Source organism: Streptomyces sp. S07_1.15 (genome assembly GCF_020739505.1).
Taxonomy (GTDB): Bacteria; Actinomycetota; Actinomycetes; order Streptomycetales; family Streptomycetaceae; genus Streptomyces; species Streptomyces xinghaiensis.
Map to the genome: position 1 here is coordinate 5,182,639 of NZ_JAJBZK010000001.1, position 24,739 is coordinate 5,207,377.

Annotated in this window: 17 protein-coding genes; 14 read left to right on the top strand and 3 right to left on the bottom strand. The window is 72.1% G+C overall.

What is annotated here, in order from left to right; genetic code table 11:
- On the top strand, positions 1-675 hold the full coding sequence (locus LIX60_RS22185; RefSeq protein ID WP_308101727.1) for an ATP-dependent Clp protease proteolytic subunit: 675 nt from the start codon (positions 1-3) through the stop codon (positions 673-675).
- A 180-nt stretch (positions 676-855) separates the two neighbouring features.
- Positions 856-2,145, top strand: coding sequence for an ATP-dependent Clp protease ATP-binding subunit ClpX (gene clpX, locus LIX60_RS22190; protein ID WP_227960053.1), 1,290 nt, complete (start codon positions 856-858; stop codon positions 2,143-2,145).
- A 108-nt stretch (positions 2,146-2,253) separates the two neighbouring features.
- Here clpX and LIX60_RS22195 read toward each other — a convergent pair whose 3' ends face one another.
- The 3 genes from LIX60_RS22195 to LIX60_RS22205 form a co-directional block, all read right to left on the bottom strand.
- Complete coding sequence (locus tag LIX60_RS22195) at positions 2,254-3,072, bottom strand: hypothetical protein (RefSeq protein ID WP_227960054.1); 819 nt, start codon at positions 3,070-3,072, stop codon at positions 2,254-2,256.
- A gap of 111 nt (positions 3,073-3,183) precedes the next feature.
- Entirely contained in the window at positions 3,184-4,122 is a 939-nt protein-coding gene (locus LIX60_RS22200; protein ID WP_227960055.1) for a hypothetical protein, read from the bottom strand.
- A 28-nt stretch (positions 4,123-4,150) separates the two neighbouring features.
- The gene (locus LIX60_RS22205; RefSeq protein ID WP_227960056.1) at positions 4,151-5,104 is read right to left on the bottom strand and encodes a hypothetical protein; all 954 of its coding nucleotides are present in this window, start codon (positions 5,102-5,104) and stop codon (positions 4,151-4,153) included.
- 118 nt (positions 5,105-5,222) lie between these two features.
- On the opposite strand from LIX60_RS22205, the gene LIX60_RS22210 reads away from it, so the two are divergent.
- The 12 genes from LIX60_RS22210 to LIX60_RS22265 all read left to right on the top strand — a co-directional run bounded on the left by LIX60_RS22210 (position 5,223) and on the right by LIX60_RS22265 (position 24,564).
- Entirely contained in the window at positions 5,223-7,859 is a 2,637-nt protein-coding gene (locus tag LIX60_RS22210) for a valine--tRNA ligase (RefSeq protein WP_227960057.1), read from the top strand.
- A 186-nt stretch (positions 7,860-8,045) separates the two neighbouring features.
- Positions 8,046-9,575: a folylpolyglutamate synthase/dihydrofolate synthase family protein gene (locus LIX60_RS22215; protein ID WP_227960058.1), complete on the top strand. Its 1,530-nt coding sequence runs from the start codon at positions 8,046-8,048 to the stop codon at positions 9,573-9,575.
- A gap of 3 nt (positions 9,576-9,578) precedes the next feature.
- Positions 9,579-9,917 (top strand): DUF4233 domain-containing protein, encoded by a 339-nt coding sequence (locus tag LIX60_RS22220; protein ID WP_227960059.1) that lies wholly within the window; start codon positions 9,579-9,581, stop codon positions 9,915-9,917.
- A gap of 148 nt (positions 9,918-10,065) precedes the next feature.
- On the top strand, positions 10,066-10,479 hold the full coding sequence (gene ndk / locus LIX60_RS22225; protein WP_227960060.1) for a nucleoside-diphosphate kinase: 414 nt from the start codon (positions 10,066-10,068) through the stop codon (positions 10,477-10,479).
- A 304-nt stretch (positions 10,480-10,783) separates the two neighbouring features.
- Positions 10,784-11,803 (top strand): rod shape-determining protein, encoded by a 1,020-nt coding sequence (locus LIX60_RS22230; protein WP_039821277.1) that lies wholly within the window; start codon positions 10,784-10,786, stop codon positions 11,801-11,803.
- 207 nt (positions 11,804-12,010) lie between these two features.
- Entirely contained in the window at positions 12,011-12,943 is a 933-nt protein-coding gene (gene mreC / locus LIX60_RS22235) for a rod shape-determining protein MreC (RefSeq protein WP_227960061.1), read from the top strand.
- A gap of 3 nt (positions 12,944-12,946) precedes the next feature.
- The gene (gene mreD / locus LIX60_RS22240; RefSeq protein WP_227960062.1) at positions 12,947-13,681 is read left to right on the top strand and encodes a rod shape-determining protein MreD; all 735 of its coding nucleotides are present in this window, start codon (positions 12,947-12,949) and stop codon (positions 13,679-13,681) included.
- Positions 13,682-13,775: 94 nt separating this feature from the next.
- Positions 13,776-15,905, top strand: a complete 2,130-nt coding sequence (gene mrdA, locus LIX60_RS22245) for a penicillin-binding protein 2 (protein WP_227960063.1) — start codon at positions 13,776-13,778, stop codon at positions 15,903-15,905.
- Positions 15,902-17,101 carry a rod shape-determining protein RodA gene (gene rodA / locus LIX60_RS22250; protein WP_227960064.1) on the top strand — a complete coding sequence of 400 codons (1,200 nt, stop codon included), beginning with the start codon at positions 15,902-15,904 and terminating at the stop codon, positions 17,099-17,101. The genes mrdA and rodA overlap by 4 nt, the downstream gene beginning before the upstream one ends.
- A gap of 109 nt (positions 17,102-17,210) precedes the next feature.
- Positions 17,211-19,136, top strand: a complete 1,926-nt coding sequence (locus LIX60_RS22255) for a TIGR03960 family B12-binding radical SAM protein (protein ID WP_227962866.1) — start codon at positions 17,211-17,213, stop codon at positions 19,134-19,136.
- Between the two features lie 246 nt (positions 19,137-19,382).
- Positions 19,383-20,186: a TIGR03936 family radical SAM-associated protein gene (locus LIX60_RS22260; RefSeq protein WP_374117894.1), complete on the top strand. Its 804-nt coding sequence runs from the start codon at positions 19,383-19,385 to the stop codon at positions 20,184-20,186.
- 217 nt (positions 20,187-20,403) lie between these two features.
- On the top strand, positions 20,404-24,564 hold the full coding sequence (locus LIX60_RS22265; RefSeq protein WP_227960065.1) for an Rne/Rng family ribonuclease: 4,161 nt from the start codon (positions 20,404-20,406) through the stop codon (positions 24,562-24,564).
- Positions 24,565-24,739: the final 175 nt, after the last annotated feature.

Here is a 24,739-nt window from a genome sequence, read left to right on the forward strand (position 1 = left end):
ATGAACAATCTCTCCGGCAGCGGCCTCCCCGAGGGTCTGCGCGCTCAGTACACCGGCTCCCAGCCCGAGTCCCGTTACATCGTGCCGCGCTTCGTCGAGCGCACCTCCCAGGGCGTGCGCGAGTACGACCCCTACGCGAAGCTCTTCGAGGAGCGCGTGATCTTCCTTGGGGTGCAGATCGACGACGCCTCGGCGAACGACGTCATGGCTCAGCTGCTCTGCCTGGAGTCCATGGACCCGGACCGGGACATCTCGATCTACATCAACAGCCCCGGTGGCTCGTTCACCGCGCTGACCGCGATCTACGACACGATGCAGTTCGTGAAGCCGGACATCCAGACGGTGTGCATGGGCCAGGCGGCCTCCGCCGCGGCCGTGCTGCTCGCCGCCGGCACCCCGGGCAAGCGCATGGCCCTCCCCAACGCCCGGGTCCTCATCCACCAGCCGTACAGTGAGATCGGGCGCGGTCAGGTCTCCGACCTGGAGATCGCGGCGAACGAGGTCATCCGGACCCGCTCGATGCTGGAGGAGCTGCTCGCCAAGCACTCCACCACGCCGATCGAGCAGATCAAGGACGACATCGAGCGCGACAAGATCCTCAACGCGGACGAGTCGCTGGCGTACGGTCTGATCGACCAGATCGTTTCGACCCGGAAGAGTTCCGTTTCCGCGTAAGTGCGGTATCCCCCTTGGGCCGAGTCGGTCCAAGGGGGGCCCGGACCGGGGGCCCGGCAAGGTACCGTCGGGAGGGGGCGGCGGACCGTGACGACCGACCGCGTCGCGGACTCCGGACAACCCAGACAGGCACCAGGGTCCGATGATCAGGGCGGATCCCAGGCGAAGGGGAAGCACCTCGTGGCACGTATCGGTGACGGCGGCGATCTGCTCAAGTGCTCATTCTGCGGAAAGAGCCAGAAGCAGGTGAAGAAGCTCATCGCAGGCCCGGGTGTCTACATCTGCGACGAGTGCATCGACCTCTGCAACGAGATCATCGAGGAGGAACTCGCGGAGACCTCCGAGGTCCGCTGGGAGGAACTGCCCAAACCCCGCGAGATCTACGAGTTCCTGGAAGGGTACGTCGTCGGGCAGGAGGCCGCGAAGAAGGCCCTGTCCGTCGCCGTCTACAACCACTACAAGCGGGTCCAGGCCGGCGAGAACAGCAGCCGCGACAGCCGGGACGACGGTATCGAACTGGCCAAGTCCAACATCCTGTTGCTCGGCCCGACCGGTTCCGGCAAGACCCTGCTCGCGCAGACCCTGGCGCGGATGCTCAACGTCCCGTTCGCCATCGCGGACGCCACCGCGCTGACGGAGGCCGGCTATGTCGGCGAGGACGTCGAGAACATCCTGCTGAAGCTGATCCAGGCGGCCGACTACGACGTCAAGAAGGCCGAGACCGGGATCATCTACATCGACGAGATCGACAAGGTCGCGCGGAAGAGCGAGAACCCGTCGATCACCCGCGACGTCTCCGGCGAGGGCGTGCAGCAGGCCCTGCTGAAAATCCTGGAGGGCACCACCGCGTCGGTGCCGCCGCAGGGCGGACGGAAGCACCCGCACCAGGAGTTCATCCAGATCGACACCACGAACGTGCTGTTCATCGTGGGCGGCGCCTTCGCGGGTCTGGAGAAGATCATCGAGTCCCGGGCCGGCGCCAAGGGCATCGGCTTCGGCGCGACCATCCGCTCCAAGCGGGAGATCGAGGCGAGCGACCAGTTCCAGGAGGTCATGCCCGAGGACCTGGTGAAGTTCGGCATGATCCCCGAGTTCATCGGGCGGCTTCCGGTCATCACCTCCGTGCACAACCTCGACCGCGAGGCGCTGCTGCAGATCCTGGTGGAGCCGCGCAACGCACTCGTCAAGCAGTACCAGCGGCTCTTCGAACTGGACAACGTCGAGCTGGACTTCGACCGCCCGGCCCTGGAGGCCATCGCCGACCAGGCGATCCTGCGCGGCACCGGGGCCCGGGGCCTGCGCGCCATCATGGAGGAGGTGCTGATGTCGGTCATGTACGAGGTGCCGTCCCGCAAGGACGTCGCCCGCGTCGTCATCACCGCCGACGTCGTGCACTCCAATGTGAACCCGACGCTCGTGCCGCGCACCCGCGGCGGCGAGCCGGGGGAGCGGCACGAGAAGAGCGCCTGAGCACCACGGCGTCAGCACGACGGCCGGCACCAGGCCGGCACAACGCCGAAGGGGCGGACCGGAGTTCACCGGTCCGCCCCTTTGCCGTCCGCGAGCCCCGCCCGCCCCTTACTTCGGCTGGACGGTCTCCTGCTTGACCTGCCCGACCGTCTCGGAGAACTCCTTGAGGTCCACGGAGTCCTCGGAGGTGTAGTCGGCGGAGACGACGGCGACCACGGCCATGGTCGAGTTGTCCGCCCAGGCGCAGGCGGGCATATACATGTTCGCCAGGCCCTGGCCGGCCTTCACCAGCTGGCAGCTGAGGGTGTCACCGTTGATCTCGTAGTCCGTCTGCTCCTGGACGACCTGGGAGCCCGGCTGGCCCTGCACCATGCCGTCCAGCGCGTCCTTGCGCATGTCCTCCGGGTCGGAGTCGATGTCGCCCCAGGCGCCGGAGAGGATCAGCGCGCCCTTGTCGATGCTGCCGCCCTTCAGATACTGGGCGACCACCGCGGTGCCGTCGGACGGCAGTTCGTCCTGGAGGATCTTGCGCTGCTGCTCCAGCTGCGCGCTGTCCTCGGCGCGTTCATAGTCGCCGCCGAGCAGGGACTGCGGTGTGGTGAGCTTCTCGGTGCCCTCCGGACCGCCGAGGAGCGCCGCGACCCCGAGCCCCACCACGGTCAGCACCGCCAGCGAACCGGCGACGATCCCGATGACGGCGCCCTTGCCGAGCCCGCGCGACGGGGGCGGCGGCGGGGTCTGCGGCCAGGGCTGCCCCGCGGGGCCGCCCTGCGGCGGGTAGCCGTAGCCCGGCTGGCCCTGCGGCGGCACATGCGGCTGTCCCTGCGGCGGGTAGCCGTAACCCGGCTGCTGCGGGGCGCCGTACGGGTTGGGAGGCTGTCCGCCGCCGTACGGACCGGGCGACGGCGGAGGCTGGTTGTGGCTCATGAGGTCCCCCCTCGGGACGCGCTCTGCTGGTGGTTCCGGCTTCCGGCGCTCTGCTGTACCGGAAGCCGTGGGTGTTCGGGGTGTCCGTCGCGCGGTGCGCGCCGGCCGGGGCTACTTCTCGACCCGGGCTTCCTCCCGGACCGTGCTCGTCATCTCCGCGACCTCGTCGGTGGACTTGAGCTCGCTGGAGTCGTCCATCGACGTGATCTGGAACTGGACCACGCCCAGGGCGCTGGTGTCGCCCCAGGCGCAGAAGGTCGCCCCGGAGGTGACCTCGGCGGCGCCCGAACCGGCCGTCGCCTTCTGGGTCTTGCACTTCATGACGGTTCCGTCGAAGCCGTCCGGGGAGTACTCCCGGACCGGGGTGACCTCCTCGATCCGCACGGTCCGGGACACCGCCTTCTGGTTCCTCTCCATCTGTGCGAAGAGGCTGTCGACGGCCGCCCCGGGGTCGTCGATCTCGCCGTACAGGCCGGCGACGACGACGTTGTCCGAGGCGGCGTTGGCGTAACTGCCGGAGACGGAGGTGCCGTTCCTGACGCCCAGCTTCCCGGCCTCCTTCTGGCCGGCCAGCCCGCCGCCCCGGGTGTCGCTGCCCGCGGCCTTGGTGTACTCGCCGTCGATCAGCTTCTCCGGCAGCTTCAAGGTGTACGGGGCCGTGTCACCGCCGCCGTCCGGGCCGCCGCCGGTGAAGAGGACGACACCGCCGACGATCGCGGCCACCGCCACCGCCACCGCGGCGCCGATGACGAGGCCGGTCCGCTTGCCCCGTCCGCCGCCCGGCGGGGGCGGCGGCACCCGGCCATAGGGCTGCGGCTGCCCGCCGTGGGGTCCCGGCCGGCCGTGGGGCCCGGGCGCCTGCGGACCGCCCGGCTGCCCGTGGGGCCGGCCGCCGTACGGGCCGGCCTGCTGCGGCGGCACCGCGCCGGGCGGCGGGTAGCCGGGGCCCGGCTGCCCCGCGGGCGGCTGCCGCGGGTGACCGTATCCCGGTCCGCCCTGCGGTGGCTGCTGCGGCGGGCCGCCGTACGGACCCGGCTGATGGTGGCTCATGCGCGGACTGTCCTCTCCCCGGGGCGGATCACTGGTCGAGCTTGACCCGGGCGTCTGTGCGCACCTTGGCCGCGGTCTCCGCGACGGCGCCGAGATCCGCCTTGCCCGCGAGCACGGCCAGCGGATCGATGACCATGACGCCGCCGACCGTGCTGGAGTCGGCCCAGATGCACACGGGGAGCTCGGCCTCCTTCACGGGAGCGTTCGGATCGTCGTTGGTCGTCTTGAACTTCTGGCACTTCATGACGGCGCTGCCCAGGCCGTCGGGCTCGGCCTCCTCGGGGCTGCCGAGAACCTCGACGGTCCCCTCGTCCTCGGCCATCGTCCGCAGGACGGTGAACATGGCGTCGATGACCTGTTCGGGGTTGTCGATCGTGCCCCAGACACCGGTGAACAGCATCTGCTTCTTGGAGGCCGTCGTGTACTCGGCCTGGACCGGACGCGGGTCCTTGACGCCGGGAAGCTGGTCGAGCGATTTCCGGTCCTTGCCGGAGACGCCGGAGTCGTTCCTGCCCTCACCCTTGCGCTCGTACTCCCCGGCGACCGTCTGCGGGGTCGTCAGCTTGTGCGGACCGCTGTCGTCGGCACCGCCGGTGAAGAAGACGACACCGGCGACGATCGCGGCGACCGCCACCGCGGCGCCGATGACGAGGCCGGTCCGCTTGCCCCGTCCGCCGCCCGGCGGGGGCGGCGGCACCTGGCCGTACGGCTGCGGCTGTCCGTAGGGCGGCTGCGGGCCGCCGGGCTGCTGACCGTACGGGCCCGGCGCGCCGCCGTACGGGCCCGGCTGCGGCGGCTGACCGTACGGTCCGGGCTGCGGGCCGCCCTGGTGCGGATACCCGTAGCCCTGCGGGGGCACCTGGCCCGGGGCCTGCGGCGGGTGGCCGGGACCCGGGGCTCCGGCCGCACCGCCCGGGCCGTACGGGCCGGGCGTGCCGCCCCCGTACCGGCCCGGCTGCGGTGGCGGCTGGTGGTGGCTCATGGATCCCCCTCGGTGCACAGAACAGTTGGGCTCATCCTCCCCGACGACTTATGCGGGCTTTACCCCGGGGCGGCAACGGGTTCGTAACAGCACTGGCCCCGCCCTTAGACTGACGGTCGTGACCGACAACTCCCAGCGCCCCGGGACCGGGGCCCACAGCAGCGCCCCCGCCAACCTGCCGACCCAGTACGCACCGGCCGACGCGGAGGGGCCGCTCTACGAGCGCTGGGTAGAACGGGGTTACTTCGAGGCGGACGCGAAGAGCGGCAAAGAGCCCTACACCATCGTCATCCCCCCGCCCAACGTCACCGGCTCCCTCCACCTCGGCCACGCGTTCGAGCACACGCTGATCGACGCCCTCACCCGCCGCAAGCGGATGCAGGGCTACGAGACGCTGTGGCAGCCCGGCATGGACCACGCCGGCATCGCCACGCAGAACGTCGTCGAGCGCGAGCTGGCCAAGGAGGGCAAGTCCCGGCACGACCTGGGCCGCGAGGCGTTCACCGAGCGGGTCTGGAAGTGGAAGGCCGAGTCCGGCGGGCAGATCTCCGGCCAGATGAAGCGCCTGGGTGACGGCGTCGCCTGGTCCCGCGAGCGCTTCACCATGGACGAGGGCCTCTCCCGCGCCGTCCAGACCATCTTCAAGCGGCTCTACGACGACGAGCTGATCTACCGCGCCGAACGCATCATCAACTGGTGCCCGCGCTGCCTCACCGCCATCTCGGACATCGAGGTCGAATACCAGGACGACGAGGGCGAGCTGGTCTCCATCCGCTACGGCGAGGGCGAGAACTCCATCGTCGTCGCCACCACCCGCGCGGAGACGATGCTCGGCGACACCGCCGTCGCCGTCCACCCGGACGACGACCGCTACCGCCACCTCGTCGGCACCGAGATCGAACTGCCGCTCACCGGCCGCCGCATCCCGGTCGTCGCCGACGAGCACGTCGACCCGGAGTTCGGCACCGGTGCCGTCAAGGTGACGCCCGCCCACGACCCGAACGACTTCGAGATCGGCCGGCGGCACGACCTGCCCAACCTCACGGTCATGGACGAGCACGCGGTCATCACCGCGCACGGCCCGTTCCAGGGGCTGGACCGGCTGGAAGCGCGCAGCGCCATCGTCGCCGCGCTGCGCGCCGAGGGCCGGATCACCGCGGAGAAGCGCCCGTACACGCACTCCGTCGGCCACTGCTCGCGCTGCAAGACGACCATCGAGCCGCGGCTGTCGATGCAGTGGTGGGTCAGGGTCGGCCCGCTGGCGAAGGCCGCGGGCGACGCCGTCCGCGACGGCCGGGTCGCCATCCACCCCAAGGAGATGGAGTCCCGCTACTTCGGCTGGGTCGACAACCTCCACGACTGGTGCATCTCGCGGCAGCTGTGGTGGGGCCACCGCATCCCGGTCTGGTACGGCCCGAACGGCGAGACGGTCTGCGTCGGCCCGGACGAGCAGCCGCCCTCCGGCGAGGGCTGGCAGCAGGACAGCGACGTCCTGGACACCTGGTTCTCCTCCGGCCTCTGGCCGTTCTCCACCCTCGGCTGGCCCGAACGGACCGAGAGCCTCGAGAAGTTCTATCCCAACTCGGTTCTGGTCACCGGCTACGACATCCTCTTCTTCTGGGTCGCCCGGATGATGATGTTCGGCCTGTACGCGATGGACGGCACCCCGCCGTTCCACACCATCGCCCTGCACGGCATGGTGCGCGACCAGTTCGGCAAGAAGATGTCGAAGTCCTTCGGCAACGCGGTCAACCCGCTGGACTGGATGGACAAGTACGGCTCCGACGCCGTCCGCTTCACCCTGGCCCGCGGCGCCAACCCCGGGGTCGACGTCCCCATCGGCGAGGACTGGGTCCAGGCGTCCCGCAACTTCGCCAACAAGATCTGGAACGCCACCCGCTTCGCGCTGATGAACGGTGCCACGGTCGAGGGCGGACTCCCCGCGGTGGAGCGCCGGTCGGCGGCCGACCGCTGGATCCTCTCCCGGCTGAACGCGGTCGTCGCCGAGGTCGACGCCTACTACGACGACTACCAGTTCGCCAAGCTCAGCGACACCCTCTTCCACTTCGCCTGGGACGAGGTCTTCGACTGGTATGTCGAGCTGACCAAGACGGTCTTCCAGGCCGGCGGCCCCGCCGCCGAGGTCTCCCGCCGGGTCCTGGGCGAGGTCCTCGACGTCACGCTGCGTCTGCTGCACCCGGTGATCCCGTTCGTCACCGAGACGCTGTGGACCACCCTGACCGGCCGCGAGTCGGTCGTCATCGCCGAGTGGCCCACGGACAGCGGCTTCCGCGACGCCGCCGCCGAGCGGGAGATCGGGACGGTCCAGCAGGTGGTCACCGAGGTCCGCCGGTTCCGCGCCGACCAGGGGCTCCAGCCCGGCCAGAAGGTCCCCGCCCGGCTGGACCTGGCGGGCACGGACCTCGCCGGGCACGAGCCCGCCATCCGGCAGCTGCTCCGCCTCCAGCCGGAGGGGGAGGGCTTCACGTCCACCGCCACCCTGCCGGTCGCGGGCGCCACGGTCGCGCTGGACCTCTCCGGCACGATCGACGTGGCGGCCGAGCGGAAGCGGCTCACCAAGGACCTGGCCGCCGCCGAGAAGGAGAAGGCCCAGGCCACGGCGAAGCTCGGCAACGGCGCGTTCCTGGCCAACGCCCCGGACCACGTGGTGGACAAGATCCGCACCCGGCTGAGCACCGCCGAGGCGGACATCGAGCGCATCACCGCCCAGCTCGCGGGCCTTCCGCAGGGCTGACCGGCGGCCGGACCGCACCGTCCCCCGCACCCGGCCGTCCGCCGGGTGCGGGGGACGCGGCGTTCCGTACGCCCGTCCCCCGCGTCAGCTGGTGGTGGCGGGCCGCCGGGCGCGCCGCGGCGGGGGTGACCGGGAGCACTGCCCGGTCGGACCCGGGCACCTCCGCGGCTCCGTAGACTGACCCCCGTGAGTGAGCGCGCCCCGCACGGGAATCCCGAGCCCGACGAACCCGACGACCCCTTCGAGAAGATCGTCGAGGCGGAGACCGGCCGCGATCCGGACCTGGCGGTGATCGAGGCCGGGAGCCGCACCCTGCGCACCCAGGCCGGTCCGCCCGTGGCCGACGAGGCCCCCGCCCGCCCGGAGGACCCGGAGACCGACCGTCTGCTCCGCGAGGTCGAGACCGAGCTGGCGGGCCGCTGGCCGGAGACGAAGCTGGAGCCGTCCCTCACCCGCATCAGCGCACTGATGGACGTCCTCGGTGAGCCGCAGCGCTCCTATCCGTCGATCCACATCACCGGCACCAACGGCAAGACCAGCACCGCCCGCATGATCGAGGCCCTGCTGACCGCCTTCGACCTGCGCACCGGGCGCTACACCAGCCCGCACGTCCAGTCGGTGACCGAGCGCATCAGCATCGACGGCGGCCCCGTCGCCGCGGAGAAGTTCATCGAGACCTACCGTGATCTCCTGCCGTTCGTGGAGATGGTCGACACCGCGCAGGAGCACCGGCTCTCCTTCTTCGAGGTGCTCACCGGCATGGCCTTCGCTGCCTTCGCCGACGCCCCCGTGGACGTCGCGGTCGTCGAGGTCGGCATGGGCGGCAGCTGGGACGCCACCAACGTCATCGACGCCGGCGTCGCCGTCGTCACGCCCATCGACCTCGACCACACCGACCGGCTCGGCGGCTCGCCCGGCGAGATCGCCGTGGAGAAGGCCGGGATCATCAAGCAGGGAGCCACGGTCGTCCTCGCCCAGCAGCCGGTGGACGCCGCGCAGGCGATGCTCAAGAAGGCCGTGGAGGTGGACGCCACCGTGGCCCGCGAGGGCATGGAGTTCGGCGTGACCGGCCGCGAGATCGCGGTCGGCGGGCAGCTGGTGTCGCTGCGCGGCCTCGGCGGCGAGTACCCGGAGATCTTCCTGCCGCTGCACGGCGCGCACCAGGCGCACAACGCGGCGGTCGCGCTGGCGGCCGTCGAGGCGTTCTTCGGCATCGGCTCCGAGCACGCCCGCACGCTGGACGCCGAGACGATCCGCACGGCCTTCGCCTCGGTGGTCTCGCCGGGCCGGATGGAGATCGTGCGGAAGAGCCCGACGGTCGTGCTGGACGCGGCGCACAACCCGGCGGGGGCCCGCGCGGCGGCGGGGACGGTCACCGAGGCGTTCGGCTTCAGCCGGCTGATCGGCGTGGTCGGCCCGAGCGCGGAGAAGGACGTCAAGGGCCTGCTGGAGGCCTTCGAACCGGTGTTCCACGAGGTCGTGGTGACCCGCAACTCCACCCACCGGGCCATGGACGTGGACGAACTGGCGGCGCTCGCCGTCGAGGTGTTCGGTGAGGACCGGGTGCAGGTCGAACCCCGGCTGGACGACGCGCTGGAGGCCGCGATCACCCTGGCGGAGGAGGGCGGCGAGTTCGCCGCCGCGGGTGTGCTGGTGACGGGTTCCGTGATCACGGTGGGCGAGGCCCGGCTGCTGCTGGGGAAGGGCAGGGGCTGAGCGATGCGGACGCTGTGTGCGAGCACGCTGATCGGTGAGTTCTTCGTGATCGGCTTCGCGGGGCTGGTCGCGATGCGGACCTCGGACCTCTCCGCCGGCCTCGTCTGGACGGTGAGCGGCACCGCGATGGTGCTCTGCCTGGCCCTGGCCGGTGTGCTGTCCCGGCCGGGCGCGGTGGGAACCGGCTGGGCGCTGCAGGCGGCGCTGATCGCCAGTGGCGTGGTGGTGCCGATGATGTTCTTCCTCGGCGCGGTCTTCGCGGGCCTGTGGTGGGCCTCGGTGCACTACGGCCACAAGATCGACGAGGCGAAGGCCCGGCACGCCGCGAGCGCCGCGGTCTGACCGGCCCCGTCCGGCGGCTCCCGCGGCGGGGGTTCCGTGGTGGCGGGGACTCCGGGGCGGGCCGGAACCGACGCGGCGTGACCGCGGCGGCGGCCGCCCCTGTAGCCTCGTGCCACCCCGCACCCGCAGATTCGAAGGAGCCCGTACCGTGAGCCAGCGCACGCTCGTCATCCTCAAGCCGGACGCGGTCAGGAGGAACCTGATCGGCGAGATCATCGGCCGTATCGAGCGGAAGGCGGGCTGGCGGATCAGCGCGCTGGAGCTGCGCGAGCTGAGCCGCGAGGTGCTGGAGCAGCACTACGGCGAGCACGTCGGCAAGCCGTTCTACGAGCCGCTGGTGGAGTTCATGTCCTCCGGCCCGGTCGTGGTGCTGGCCGTCGAGGGGGAACGGGTCGTCGAGGGCGTCCGCGCGCTGGCCGGACCGACCGACCCGATCGCCGCCGGGCCGGGCAGCATCCGCGGCGATTTCGGCACCATCGTGCGGGAGAACCTCATCCACGCCTCGGACTCCGAGGAGTCCGCGGAGCGCGAGTTCAAGCTGTTCTTCCCCGGGGCGGCGTGAGCCTCCCGCGGCGTTTTCGAACCTGACGTGCTGTCAGTGGTAACCCCCGCGTGACCTGGGGCGGCCGAGGAAACCGGCCGCCCCTCGGCATATGCGCGGTCCCGGAGGGGAACCCATCACTCCGACACGACGTCAGCATTACAGAGGCAGGCATTCCTTCCCCCGACAATGGGAGGGCCGTCGCGCGGAGCTGCCGCGGTCGTGACTACGATGGAAGCTTCACACCCACCGTGCTCACCCCGCCTGACCTCAAAAGTCATCATTTCCAGCTGGGAAGGCCAGACATATCCTCATGGGGAACAACATGTCGTTCATCGGCCGTGACATGGCTGTCGACCTCGGCACCGCGAACACCCTGGTGTATGTCCGAGGCCGCGGCATCGTCCTCAATGAGCCCTCGGTCGTCGCCATCAACACGAATACCGGCGGAATTCTGGCGGTCGGCGCCGAGGCGAAGAAGATGATCGGCCGCACCCCCGGGAACATCGTCGCCGTCCGCCCGCTCAAGGACGGCGTCATCGCCGACTTCGAGATCACCGAGCGGATGCTCCGCTACTTCATCCTCAAGATCCACAAGCGGCGCTATCTGGCCCGCCCGCGGGTGGTGGTCTGCGTGCCGTCCGGGATCACCGGGGTCGAGCGCCGCGCCGTGATCGAGGCGTCCACGCAGGCCGGTGCCCGGCAGGTGCACATCATCGAGGAGCCGATGGCCGCCGCGATCGGCTCCGGCCTCCCGGTCCACGAGGCCACCGGCAACATGGTCGTGGACATCGGCGGCGGCACCACCGAGGTCGCCGTGATCTCCCTCGGCGGCATCGTCACCGCCCAGTCGATCCGGGTCGCGGGGGACGAGCTCGACAACGCGATCATCCAGCACATCAAGAAGGAGTACAGCCTCCTCCTCGGTGAGCGCTCGGCCGAGAACATCAAGATCACCATCGGCTCCGCCTTCGACTCCGGCGAGGACGAGCACACCGAGATCCGGGGCCGGGACCTCGTCAGCGGTCTGCCGAAGACCGTGGTCATCTCCTCCGGCGAGGTCCGCAAGGCCATGGAGGAGCCCGTCCACTCCATCGTCGACGCCGTCAAGACCACCCTCGACAAGTGCCCGCCGGAGCTGTCCGGCGACATCATGGACCGCGGCATCGTCCTCACCGGCGGCGGCGCCCTGCTCCGCGGGCTCGACGAACGGCTGCGCCAGGAGACGGGCATGCCGATCCACATCGCCGAGAACCCCCTCGACTCCGTCGCGCTCGGCTCGGGCAAGTGCGTGGAGGAGTTCGAGGCGCTCCAGCAGGTGCTGGACTCCCAGCCCCGCCGCTAGACCCCGGGTGACGCGCCGCGCCGGTTCCCGGCCGGCGTGTCACCCACCGCCGGTCCCCGGGGGCCGCGCACACCGCGGACCCCCATCCCGTTCCACCGTCCGGAACCCGCTTCCGGACCCCGGCCAGCCCGGGCCCACAGCTCCCGATGATGACCGGATACCCGGCCCGCCGCCGACCGGTCCGATGAGGAAGGCACGCCGCCGCACGTGAGGGACACACGAGAGAGCCGGCTGCTCCTGGTGCTGCTGATCGCCATCGCGTTCGCACTGATCACGGTGGACATCCGCGGCGGCGAGGAGTCACCGCTGGGCGGCGCCCGGCAGGCCGCCGCATCGGCCTTCGGGCCGGTGGAGAACGGGGTCGCGTCCGCCGTCGACCCGATCGGCAACGCCATCGGCGCCGTCCGCGACTCGGGCGAGCGGCACAGCCGTATCGCGGCCCTGGAACGGGAGAACGCCGCGCTGAAGCTCAGACTCGGCAGCGACGCCCGCACCCGCGGCCGGGCCGCCGAACTGGACAAGATCCTCAGGACCGCCGGCGCAGGCCAGTACAGCGTCAAGGGCGCCCAGGTCATCGCCATAGGAGCGGCCCAGGGCTTCTCCTGGACGGTCACCATCGACGTCGGCAGTGACGACGGCATCGCCCGCGACATGACCGTGCTCAACGGCGACGGCCTCGTCGGACGCGTCACCACCGTCGGTCCCTCGACCGCCACCGTGCTGCTCGCCAACGACCCCGACTTCACCGTCGGCACCCGGCTGGAGGGCAGCGGCGAACTCGGCTTCGCCACCGGCCAGGGCGGCCGCGACCTCCGCGTCCAGCTGCTCAACGGAAAGACCGTGGTCAAGAAGGGCGACCGGATGGTCACCTTCGGCTCACAGGGCGGCAAGCCCTTCGTCGCCGGCGTACCCGTGGGCGAGGTCACCCGCGTCGACCCCTCCCGGGGCGAGCTGACCCGTACGGTGCAGGTCCGGCCCTTCGTCGGCTTCACCCGGCTCGACCTCGTCGGCGTCGTCGTCAAGCCGCCGCGCAAGGACCCGCGCGACGCCGTGCTGCCGCCCAAGCCGAAGGGGCCGAAGCCCACCCCCACGGTGACGGTCACCGCCACGCCCTCCATCCCCGCTCCCGACGGGAACTGACCGATGCGCCTCAACCGGATCCTGCTCTCCGCGGCCCTCGTCGTCGTCGCCCTCGTCCTCCAGGTGAGCGTGCTCGCCCGGCTGCAGCTGCCCGGAGCCGTCCCCGACCTGACCCTCCTGGTGGTCCTCGGGCTGGCCCTGGTCTACGGCCATGTGAGCGGCGCCCTCATCGGCTTCGGCGCCGGGCTCCTCGCCGACCTCGCGCCCCCGGCCGACCACGCAGTCGGCCGCTACGCCCTGGTCCTCTGCGTGATCGGCTACCTCGCCGGCCTGGCCAAGCCCGAGAGCGGACGGCTCCGCTCGGCCACCGCCCCGCTGCTCGCCGTCGTCCTCGCGGCCGTCGGCACCACCCTGCTCTACGCGGGCGTCGGCGCCCTCGTCGGCGACACCTCCGCCCGCCAGGTCGGCCTCGCCGGCCTCCTCGCCACCGCGGCCCTCTACGACCTGCTGCTGGCACCGTTCGTCGTCCCCGGGGTGATGGCGCTGGCCCGCCGCACCGAGAGCGATCCGCTGGCGGAGTCCGCCGGCGGCACGGGCAGCGGCAAGGGCGCGTACGGCAACTGGCTGAGCGCCGGCACCGGGCAGCGGCTGGGCACCGGACGCGGCGGCCGGTTCGGGGGCCGCATCGGCGGCCAGCGGGGCGGGCTGCTGGGCGGCACCCAGCGCGGCGGACTGCTCGGCGGCGGCCGGCCGGCCAAGGTGCGGGCGACCCGCGTCAAGGGGGTCAAGCGACTGTGAGGACGCGCCCGGGCACACCCGTACGACCCGACGACCGGCCCGGCCGAGCCGCGCGGACGGCCCCGCCGGAAGCAGCACCCCAGGGGGCAGCGCAATGAGCAACATCCCGGAGACCGGGCGGACCTCCCGTGTCACCATCCGGCTCATCGCCATCCAGATACTGGTCTTCTCCCTCCTCGCCACCCTCGCCGGGCGGCTCTGGTTCATCCAGATCCGCAACGGCGACGAGTACACGGCCGAGGCCGCGGGCAACCACGTCCAGCAGGTCGTCAAGCCGGCCGTCCGCGGCTCCATCCTCGACGCCCGCGGCGTGCCGCTCGCCGACAACGAGACCCGTCTCGTCGTCTCCGCCAGCCGCACCGAGCTGCTGAAGATGAGGGACGACGGCGAGGCCGTGCTGACCCGCCTCGCCGGGGTGCTCGGCATGGAGCCCCGGGAGGTCCTGGAGAAGGTCCGCCTGTGCGATGCCGAGACCAAGCAGCCCTGCTGGAACGGCTCCCCCTACCAGCCCATCCCGATCACCGACGAGGCCACGGCCCAGCAGGCGCTGACGATCCGCGAGCGCGCCGAGGACTTCCCCGGCATCACCGCCGAACCCACCGCCGTACGCCGCTACGCCGCGCCCGCCGGCGCCGACACCGCGCAGGTCCTCGGCTATCTGTCGCCGGTCACCGACGAGGAGATCAAGGAGGCCGAGGACACCGACTCGCCCTTCCTCCGCTCCGACCAGGTCGGCCGCTCCGGCCTGGAGCGGTCCTACGACAAGTGGCTGCGCGGCAAGGCCGGTGTCACCCGCTACGAGGTGGACAAGCTCGGCCGGGTGATGGGCATGACCGAGAGCGACCCGGCCGTGGCCGGGCACAACGTGATCACGAGCATCGACGCCCGGGTGCAGGCGCTCGCCGAGAAGGAACTGCACCAGGCCATGAAGGAAGCCCGCAAGCAGCACGACCGCAACACCAACCGCAACTACGAGGCGGACGCGGGCGCCGTCGTCGTGATGGAGGCCAAGACCGGCCGGGTGGTCGCCATGGCCTCCAACCCGGACTACGACCCCAACGCCTGGGTCGGCGGCATCTCCGGCAGGGACTACGCCAAGATGACCAACAAGAAGTCCAACTACCCGCTGCTCAACCGGGCGATCCAGGGCCAGGCCGCCCCCGGCTCGATCTTCAAGGTCATCCCGACCGCCGCCGCGGTCAAGGCCGGCTACGACTTCAACGGCAACTACGCCTGCACCAGCTCGTACAGCATCGGCAACCAGGTCTTCAAGAACTTCGAGTCGCAGGACCACGGCATGATCGACCTCGGCCGGGCGCTGGAGGTCTCCTGCGACACCGTCTTCTACCGCCTCTCCCACCAGGAGTGGCGCAAGGACGGCGGCCTCAAGCCGAAGAAGAACGCCAAGGACTGGTTCTACGAGACCGCCCACGAGTTCGGGCTCGGCGAGAAGACCGGCATCGACCTCCCCAACGAGGTCAGCGGCCGCGTTCCCGACCGGCAGTGGAAGAAGGACTTCTGGAAGGCCAACAAGGAGAACTGGTGCGAGCGCGCCAAGCAGTGGCCCAAGAAGAAGGACTACGTCACCGTGCTCTCCCGGGAGAACTGCCTGGGGGGCATGAAGCTGCACGCCTATGACTCGGTGAACTACTCCATCGGCCAGGGCGACACTCTCGTCACCCCCGTCCAGATGGCGTCCATCTACGCGGCCATCAGCAACGGCGGGACCCTCCACACCCCGACCGTCGGCAAGGCGATCGTGAGCCCCGACGGCAAGGAGATCGAGGAGATCGAGCCCGAGGCGCGCGGCAAGCTGCCGGCGAGCAAGAAGACGATGCGGCAGATCGACAAGGCGCTCGAGGGCGTCGCCACCCGGGGCACCGCCGCCTGGCGGTTCGGCGGCTGGCCGCAGGACAAGATCCCGATGCACGCCAAGACCGGTACCGCGGAGGTCTACGGCAAGCAGACCACCTCCTGGTTCGCCACGTACACCGAGGACTACGCGATCGTCATGACGATCTCCCAGGGCGGCACCGGCTCCGGCGCCTCCGGCCCCGCGGTGCGCAACATCTACAACGCCCTCTACGGCATCGACGAGAAGGGCGGCATCAACAAGAAGAAGGCGCTGCTGCCCAAGCCCCAGAAGAACCTGCCCGAGATCCGCGAGGACGGTTCGATCAAGTCGGCCGCGCTGCCCAAGGCGGGACGGAGGGGCGGCGAGTGACCGCACACGGCTTCGGCTTCTCCGTCAGCCGCTACACCCCCCAGCAGGGCGCCTGGGGCCGGCTCACCGCGCGCGACTCGATACTCCGCCGCCTCGACTGGCCGATGCTGCTGGCCGCGCTGATGCTCTCCGGCCTCGGCTCGCTGCTGGTGTGGTCGGCCACCCGCAACCGCACCGAGCTCAACAACGGCGACCCGTACGACTTCCTGGTGCGCCACACCGTGAACGTCGGTATCGGCTTCGCCCTCATGGTGGGCACCGTCTGGCTCGGCCACCGCACCCTGCGCGGCGCGGTGCCGATCCTCTACGGACTCTCCGTGCTGCTGGTCGCCCTCGTGCTGACACCGCTGGGGACGACCATCAACGGCGCGCACGCCTGGCTCGACATCGGGGGCTTCTCCCTCCAGCCGTCCGAGTTCACCAAGGTCACCATCATCCTGGGCATGGCCATGCTGCTGGCCGCCCGGGTGGACGCGGGTGACCGGGTCCACCCCGATCACCGGACCGTCGTCCAGGCGCTCGCGCTCGCGGCCCTGCCGATGGCCGTCATCATGCTGATGCCGGACCTCGGCTCCGTGATGGTCATGGCGGTGATAGTGCTCGGCGTGCTGCTCGCCTCCGGCGCCTCCAACCGCTGGGTCTTCGGGCTGATGGGCACCGGCGCCCTCGGGGCCGTCCTCGTCTGGCAGCTCGGCGTGCTCGACGAGTACCAGATCAACCGGTTCGCCGCCTTCGCCAACCCCGAGCTCGACCCGGCCGGTGTCGGCTACAACACCAACCAGGCCCGGATCGCCATCGGCTCCGGCGGCCTCCGCGGCACCGGGCTGTTCAACGGCACCCAGACCACCGGCCAGTTCGTGCCGGAGCAGCAGACCGACTTCATCTTCACCGTGGCCGGCGAGGAACTCGGCTTCCTCGGGGCCGGGCTCATCATCCTGCTGATCGGCGTCATCCTCTGGCGCGCCTGCCGCATCGCCCGGGACACCACCGAGCTGTACGGCACGATCGTCGCCGCCGGCATCATCGCCTGGTTCGCCTTCCAGTCCTTCGAGAACATCGGGATGACCCTGGGCATCATGCCGGTCGCCGGCCTGCCGCTGCCCTTCGTCTCCTACGGCGGCACCTCGATGTTCGCGGTCTGGATCGCGGTCGGCCTGCTCCAGTCCATCAAGGTGCAGCGCCCTCTCTCGGCCTGATGCCCGTCCGCGCCGCCCCCTTTCCGGTCCGTCCGGCCGGCGCGTCCGGCCCGTACGGAACGGGCGGTACGCTGGATGGTCCCCCTATCCGCTCATGAGAGACATCGCGATGCCTGTCGAGTCGGTCTTCCCACGCCTGGAAGCGCTTCTCCCGCATGTTCAGAAGCCCATCCAGTACGTCGGCGGAGAGCTCAACTCCACCGTCAAGGACTGGGATGCCTGTGACGTCCGCTGGGCGCTCATGTACCCGGACGCCTATGAGATCGGACTGCCCAACCAGGGCGTCATGATCCTCTACGAGGTGCTCAACGAGCGCGAGGGCGTCCTCGCCGAACGCACCTACAGCGTCTGGCCCGACCTCGAGAAGCTGATGCGGGAGAACGGGGTCCCGCAGTTCACCGTGGACGCGCACCGCCCGGTGAAGGCGTTCGACGTCTTCGGCCTGAGCTTCTCCACGGAGCTCGGCTACACCAACATGCTGGCCGCCCTGGACCTGGCCGGCATCCCGCTGTCGGCCGCCGACCGGACCGAGGACGACCCGGTCGTCCTGGCGGGCGGCCACGCCGCCTTCAACCCCGAGCCGATCGCGGAGTTCATCGACTGCGCGGTCATCGGCGACGGTGAGCAGGCCGTGCTCACCATCACCGAGACCATCCGGGTCTGGAAGGCGGAGGGCCGGCCCGGCGGCCGCGAGGAACTGCTCCTCCGGCTGGCCAGGACCGGCGGGGTGTACGTCCCCCGCTTCTACGACGTCGAGTACCTGCCGGACGGCCGGATCGCCCGCGTCGTGCCCAACGCCTCCGGAGTGCCGTGGCGGGTGTCCAAGCACACCGTCATGGACCTCGACGAGTGGCCGTACCCCAAGCAGCCGCTGGTCCCGCTGGCCGAGACCGTGCACGAGCGGATGTCCGTGGAGATCTTCCGCGGCTGCACCCGGGGCTGCCGCTTCTGCCAGGCGGGCATGATCACCCGCCCGGTGCGGGAGCGGAGCATCACCGGCATCGGCGACATGGTGGAGAAGGGCCTGAAGAACACCGGCTTCGAGGAGGTCGGCCTGCTCTCCCTGTCCTCGGCCGACCACAGCGAGATCGGGGACATCGCCAAGGGCCTCGCCGACCGGTACGAAGAGGACAAGGTCGGCCTCTCCCTGCCCTCCACCCGGGTCGACGCCTTCAACATCGACCTGGCCAACGAGCTCACCCGCAACGGCCGCCGCTCCGGCCTCACCTTCGCCCCCGAGGGCGGCTCCGAGCGCATCCGCAAGGTCATCAACAAGATGGTCTCGGAGGAGGACCTGATCCGCACGGTCGCCACCGCCTACGGCAACGGCTGGCGGCAGGTGAAGCTGTACTTCATGTGCGGCCTGCCCACCGAGACCGACGAGGACGTCCTCCAGATCGGCGACATGGCGGTCAACGTCATCGCGAAGGGCCGGGAGGTCTCCGGCAGCAACGACATCCGCTGCACCGTCTCCATCGGCGGCTTCGTCCCCAAGCCGCACACCCCCTTCCAGTGGGCCCCGCAGCTCTCCGCGGAGGAGACCGACGCGCGGCTGGCCAAGCTCCGCGACAAGATCCGCGGCAACAAGAAGTACGGCCGCTCCATCGGCTTCCGCTACCACGACGGCAAGCCCGGCATCGTCGAGGGCCTCCTCTCCCGCGGCGACCGGCGGATCGGCGCCGTCATCCGCGCCGTCTACGAGGACGGCGGCCGTTTCGACGGCTGGCGTGAGTACTTCTCCTACGACCGCTGGATGGAGTGCGCCGGCAAGACGCTCCCGCCGCAGGGTGTGGACGTCGACTGGTACACCACCCGCGAGCGGTCCTACGAGGAGGTCCTGCCCTGGGACCACCTGGACTCCGGCCTGGACAAGGACTGGCTCTGGGAGGACTGGCAGGACGCGCTCGACGAGACCGAGGTCGAGGACTGCCGCTGGACGCCGTGCTTCGACTGCGGTGTCTGCCCCCAGATGGACACCGCCATCCAGATCGGCCCGACCGGGAAGAAGCTGCTGCCGCTCACGGTCGTCAAGTAGCCGGACACGCCGGCCGCCGCCCCGGCGGGGCTCCGGCCGCCGCGCGCACCAGGCCCTCCGGACCCGGACACCGGGAACGGAGGGCCTTCGCGCGGGCCCGTCCTCCCGCCGCCGCACCCGCCGGTGTGCCCCTGCGGGAACCTTCGGTGCCCGTCACACGTACCCTGGGAAGCAGGACGACCGTGACTCACGAAGGACTGAGCGACCCTGGGCAAGCGACAGCCCGAAGGCCCCCCGCCCGCACCGGTGGCGCAGCGCATCCGTCTGCGCTACACCAAGCGGGGCCGCCTCCGGTTCACCAGCCACCGCGACTTCCAGCGCGCTTTCGAACGAGCACTGCGGCGCGCCGGGGTACCGATGGCGTACTCGGCGGGCTTCACCCCGCACCCCAAGGTGTCCTACGCCAATGCCGCACCCACCGGCACGGGCAGTGAGGCCGAGTTCCTGGAGATCGCCCTCACCGAGCACCGCGATCCGGAGAGGCTCGGGGCGCTGCTCGACGCGTCGCTGCCCGCCGGTCTGGACGTCATCGACGCGGTCGAGGCCCGGACCTCCGGTCTGGCCGACCGGCTGCAGGCCTCCGAGTGGGAGTTGCGGCTTCCCGGGGTGGGCCCCGAGGAGGCCCGCCGGGCCGTCGCCGCCTTCCTCGCCGCCGAGTCGGTGGAGGTCGAGCGGCGTACCAAGAACGGCATGCGGACCTTCGACGCACGCGCCGCCGTCGTACGGCTGGAGGCCGGGGAATCACCGGCTGATGGGCCGGGCGACTCGGCCTGTGCGATACTGCGCCTGGTAGTACGGCATTCGACACCCGCCGTACGACCCGACGACGTCCTGTCCGGCCTCCGAGCTGCGGCCGACCTGGCGCCGCCGGTCCCCGCAGCGGTGACCAGGCTGGCGCAGGGGCCGCTCGATGAGGAGACCGGCACGGTGACCGACCCGCTCGTGCCCGACCGCGAGGCTGTCACGGCCGCCCCACCCACGGCCGCCGTACCGACCGCCACGACGGAGGCACCGCCGTTCGGCGGAGCAGCGCAGGTGGGTACCGCGTAAGGACGGCCGTCGAAGCGCCGCCGACGCACCAGGGAGCCACCCGGGTCCGGCGACGCGTTGACACAGAAGCTTTCGCCGGTCCGTCCCCACGGACCGGCGAGTGAGACGACAGCTCCCGTGCGGCGCCCAGGCCCCGGACCGCGGAACCGCGCACATCACGCGGGCCGCGACCGGACACCGGCCCGGCGCCCGGGAGCGTGACGGGAGAAACGCCCGCATGCCCCAGTCCATGGAGCCCCGTGAGGCGGCGCGCGACAGCGCCGCCGGGGACACCCCGGAGAACAACAGCCCCAGCGACACCCTGCCTCCGCGGCGGCGGCGCCGTGCGGCCTCCCGGCCGGCGGGTCCGCCCTCCGCACCGGGCGCCGAAGCACCGGCCGCGGAGCCGGCCGAGGCCACGACGGTGGTCGCGGACTCCGCGCCCGCCGCCCCGGCTGCACTGTCCGCCCTCTCGGAGCAGGAGGCCGCCCCGGAGGCGGCTCCCGAGCCCCCCGCCCCGCCGCGCAGGCGGCGGGCGGCCCGCAAGGCCACGGCCCCGGCCGGGGCGCCGAGGGCGGCGGAGGAGCCGGAAGCCGTGACACCGGAAGCCGTGACACCGGAGGCCGCCGAGGAGGCGGAGGAGGCCGGGGAGACGGCCGAAGAGATCGCCGCCGCCCAGGAGGAAGCCGCCGCGGAAGCGGTCGCCGCGGAGGACGACGAACTCTCCGGCGGCACCCCGGCGGCGGAGCCCGCCGAAGCCGCCGCACCCGAGGCCGGGCCCGCCGCCGAGACGGAGGCCGCTCCCCGTACCCGGACCCGCCGCCGTGCCGTCCGCAAGGCGGCCGCCCCGGCCGGTGCCCCCACGGTCACCGGTGACGGCGACCTGGCCGAGCCCACGGTCGTGGGCGACCAGACCCCGGCCGTGGCCCCCGCCGACGAGACCGCCTCCGCCGCGCCCGGTGAGGAGGCGCCGCGCCGCACCCGCCGCCGTGCCGTCCGCAAGGCCACGGCCCCCGCCGGTGCTCCGGCCGAGGTGGCCGCCGCGGCCGAGGGGACCGAGGCCGCCCAGGGCGGTGCTCCCGAGGCGGCCGCACCGGCGGAGGCCCCGCCGCAGCCGCTGACCGAGGGCTCGGTGACCGTGGCCGACGCCGTGGAGGCGCCGAGAGGCCGCACCCGCCGCCGTTCCGCGCGCCGGAGCGAGACCGGTCTGGCCGCTCCGGAGCTTGCTCCGGTGGCCGACGACGCCGCCGTACCGTCCCGTGGTGAGACTGCGGCGGCCCCCGCGGAGGCGGAGCAGGCGGAGGGTTCCGCCGGCGAGGGGCGGCCCGCCCGTTCGCGCCGCCGGGCCGAGCGCCGGCAGCCCGCCGCGGAAGCCGGGACGGAGACGGGAGCCGGTGCCGAGGGGCGCGCGGCGTTCACGGCGCCCGCAGCGGAGCCCGAGCCCGAGCCGTCCGGCCGTACCCGCCGCCGGGCCGTCCGGCCCCCGACGGCCGTGTTCCAGGCGCCGGTCTTCACCGAGCCGATGTTCCAGACCCCGGAGCGCGCCGCGGCCGCGGCCGCCGCCGAGGCCGAGGAGCCCGGGGCCGCGGAAGCGGAGGAGCAGCAGCCCGCCGCGGCCACCGGCGGCCCCCGCCGTCGCCGCCGCCGGGCCGGTGCCGCGGAGGACACCGGCCCCGAGGCCGGGACCGGGGCCGTCGCCGAGGAGGAGCCGCAGCCGGAGGCCGCCGCCGAGCCGCAGGCCGGTGAGGAGGAGTCCGGCGAGCGCCCGTCCCGCCGTCGCCGCCGGGGTGGCCGTCGCCGCCGCCGGGGCGAGGGCGAGGGGAACGGCGAGGCCGGGGAGACCGGCGAGGAGGGCCCCGAGGGCGCCGGTGCCGAGACCGCTGCCGAGGACGCCGGGGCACCCGCCGCCGAGCGGGACCGGGAGCGCGCCGCGGCCGGCAGCGAGGAGCAGGACGAGCGCGGGGAGCGCGACGAGCAGGAGGAGGACCACGGCGGCGCGGGCGGCACCAGCAGCAGCCGTCGCCGTCGCCGCCGCCGCCGGCGCAGCGGGGACGCGGGCGACCACCCGGTCGACGCCTCCCAGGACGACCCGGAGCGCACGGTCGTCAAGATCCGTGAGCCGCGCAAGAAGGACGAGCCCGGCACGGGCTTCGACGAGGTGCAGTCCATCAAGGGCTCGACCCGGATGGAGGCCAAGAAGCAGCGCCGCCGCGAGGGCCGCGAGCAGGGCCGCCGCCGGGTGCCGATCATCACCGAGGCCGAGTTCCTGGCCCGGCGCGAGGCCGTCGAGCGGGTGATGGTCGTCCGCCAGAGCGGTGAGCGCACCCAGATCGGCGTGCTGGAGGACGGCGTCCTCGTCGAGCACTTCGTCAACAAGGAGCAGGCCACCAGCTACGTCGGCAACGTCTACCTGGGCAAGGTCCAGAACGTGCTGCCGTCCATGGAGGCCGCCTTCGTCGACATCGGCAAGGGCCGCAACGCCGTGCTGTACGCCGGTGAGGTCAACTTCGACGCGCTCGGCATGTCCGGCGGCCCGCGCCGCATCGAGACCGCGCTCAAGTCCGGCCAGTCCGTGCTGGTGCAGGTCACCAAGGACCCGATCGGCCACAAGGGCGCCCGGCTCACCAGCCAGGTCTCGCTGCCCGGCCGCTACCTGGTCTATGTGCCCGAGGGCTCGATGACCGGTATCAGCCGCAAGCTGCCGGACACCGAGCGGTCCCGGCTGAAGCAGATCCTGAAGAAGATCGTCCCCGAGGACGCGGGCGTCATCGTGCGCACCGCCGCCGAGGGCGCGTCCGAGCAGGAGCTGGCGCGGGACGTCGAGCGGCTGCAGCAGCAGTGGGCCGAGATCCAGAAGAAGGCCAAGGGCGGCGGCGCCCCCACCCTTCTCTACGGCGAGCCGGACATGACCGTCCGCGTCGTCCGCGACATCTTCAACGAGGACTTCTCCAAGGTCATCGTCAGCGGTGACGGCGCCTGGGAGACCATCCAGGGCTATGTCTCGCACGTCGCCCCGGACCTCACCGACCGGCTGCAGAAGTGGACGTCGGACGTCGACGTCTTCGCCACGTACCGGATCGACGAGCAGCTGATGAAGGCGCTGGACCGCAAGGTCTGGCTGCCCAGCGGCGGCTCGCTGGTGATCGACCGGACCGAGGCGATGGTCGTCGTCGACGTCAACACCGGCAAGTTCACCGGCCAGGGCGGCAACCTGGAGGAGACGGTCACCAGGAACAACCTGGAGGCCGCCGAGGAGATCGTGCGCCAGCTGCGGCTGCGCGACCTCGGCGGCATCATCGTGATCGACTTCATCGACATGGTGCTGGAGTCCAACCGGGACCTGGTGCTGCGCCGGCTGCTGGAGTGCCTGGGCCGCGACCGGACGAAGCACCAGGTGGCCGAGGTCACCTCGCTGGGCCTGGTGCAGATGACCCGCAAGCGGGTCGGCCAGGGGCTGCTGGAGTCGTTCTCCGAGACCTGCGTCCACTGCAACGGGCGCGGCGTCATCGTGCACATGGAGCAGCCGTCGGCGCCCGGCGGCGGTGGCAAGCGGAAGAAGAAGGGCAAGGGCGGCGCGGCCGCGGCGGAGCCGCACATCCACGTGCCCGAGCCCTCGGACATCGGTGCCGGAGGTGAGGCCGCGGTCGCCGCGGTGGCCTCCCCCGAGTCCCCGGCCGAGGTGGCCGCTGAGACCGCCGAGCCGGTGGCGCTGCCGGAGCCCGCGTTCAGCCCGGACGAGGATCTGTACAGCAGCGCGGCCGAGGCGGAGGCCGCGGCCTCCCGGGTCGGCCGCGGCCGGCGCCGGGCGGTCCGCAAGGCGTCCGCGCCGGCGGGTCCGCCGAAGGCGGCCGCCGAGGAGGCGGTCGTGGTGGTCGCCCCGGCCGAGCCCGGGGAACGGCCCGAAGAGGTGGCGGAGCCGGCGGCCGAGGCCGCTCCGGAGCCCGCGCCGACCGCCGAGGCGGCGGCGCCCCCGGCCCGTACCCGCCGCCGGGCGGTCCGCAAGGCCTCGGCTCCCGCGGGTCCGCCGAAGGGCACCGAGGAGCCGGAGGAGACGGCCGTGGTGGTCGTGTCCGCCGGTGAGCCGGCCGTGGCCGGGGAGACGGAGCCCGGGGCGCCCGTGCCGGAGGCCGCTGAGCCCGCCGAGGGCGGGGAGCCCGAGCCCGCCCCGGCGAAGAAGGCGGCGAAGCGCGCCGCGGCCAAGAAGGTGACGGCGAAGAAGGCCGCGGCCAAGAAGACCCCCGCCAAGAAGACGGCTGCCAAGAAGGAGCCGGGCACGGCGAAGAAGGCGGCGGCCAAGAAGGCCACGGCGAAGAAGGCCGCCACCCGGAAGACGGCGCAGAAGGCCGCGGCGGCGGAGCAGTCCTCCGCCCCGGCCGCGGCCTCGGCCGACGAGTCGTAGCCGGGACGGGGCCCACGGGCCTCTGCGTGCGCCGGGCCGGTGCGCCCCCTCTCCGGAGGCGGAGCACCGGCCCGGAGCCGTGTGGGGCCGTGCGGGGCAGCCGTCCTGTGCCGCCGTCCCGTGCCGCCGTCCGGGCGGCCGGGGCGTCCCCGGGAGGCCCCGGGCCGTACGGCCC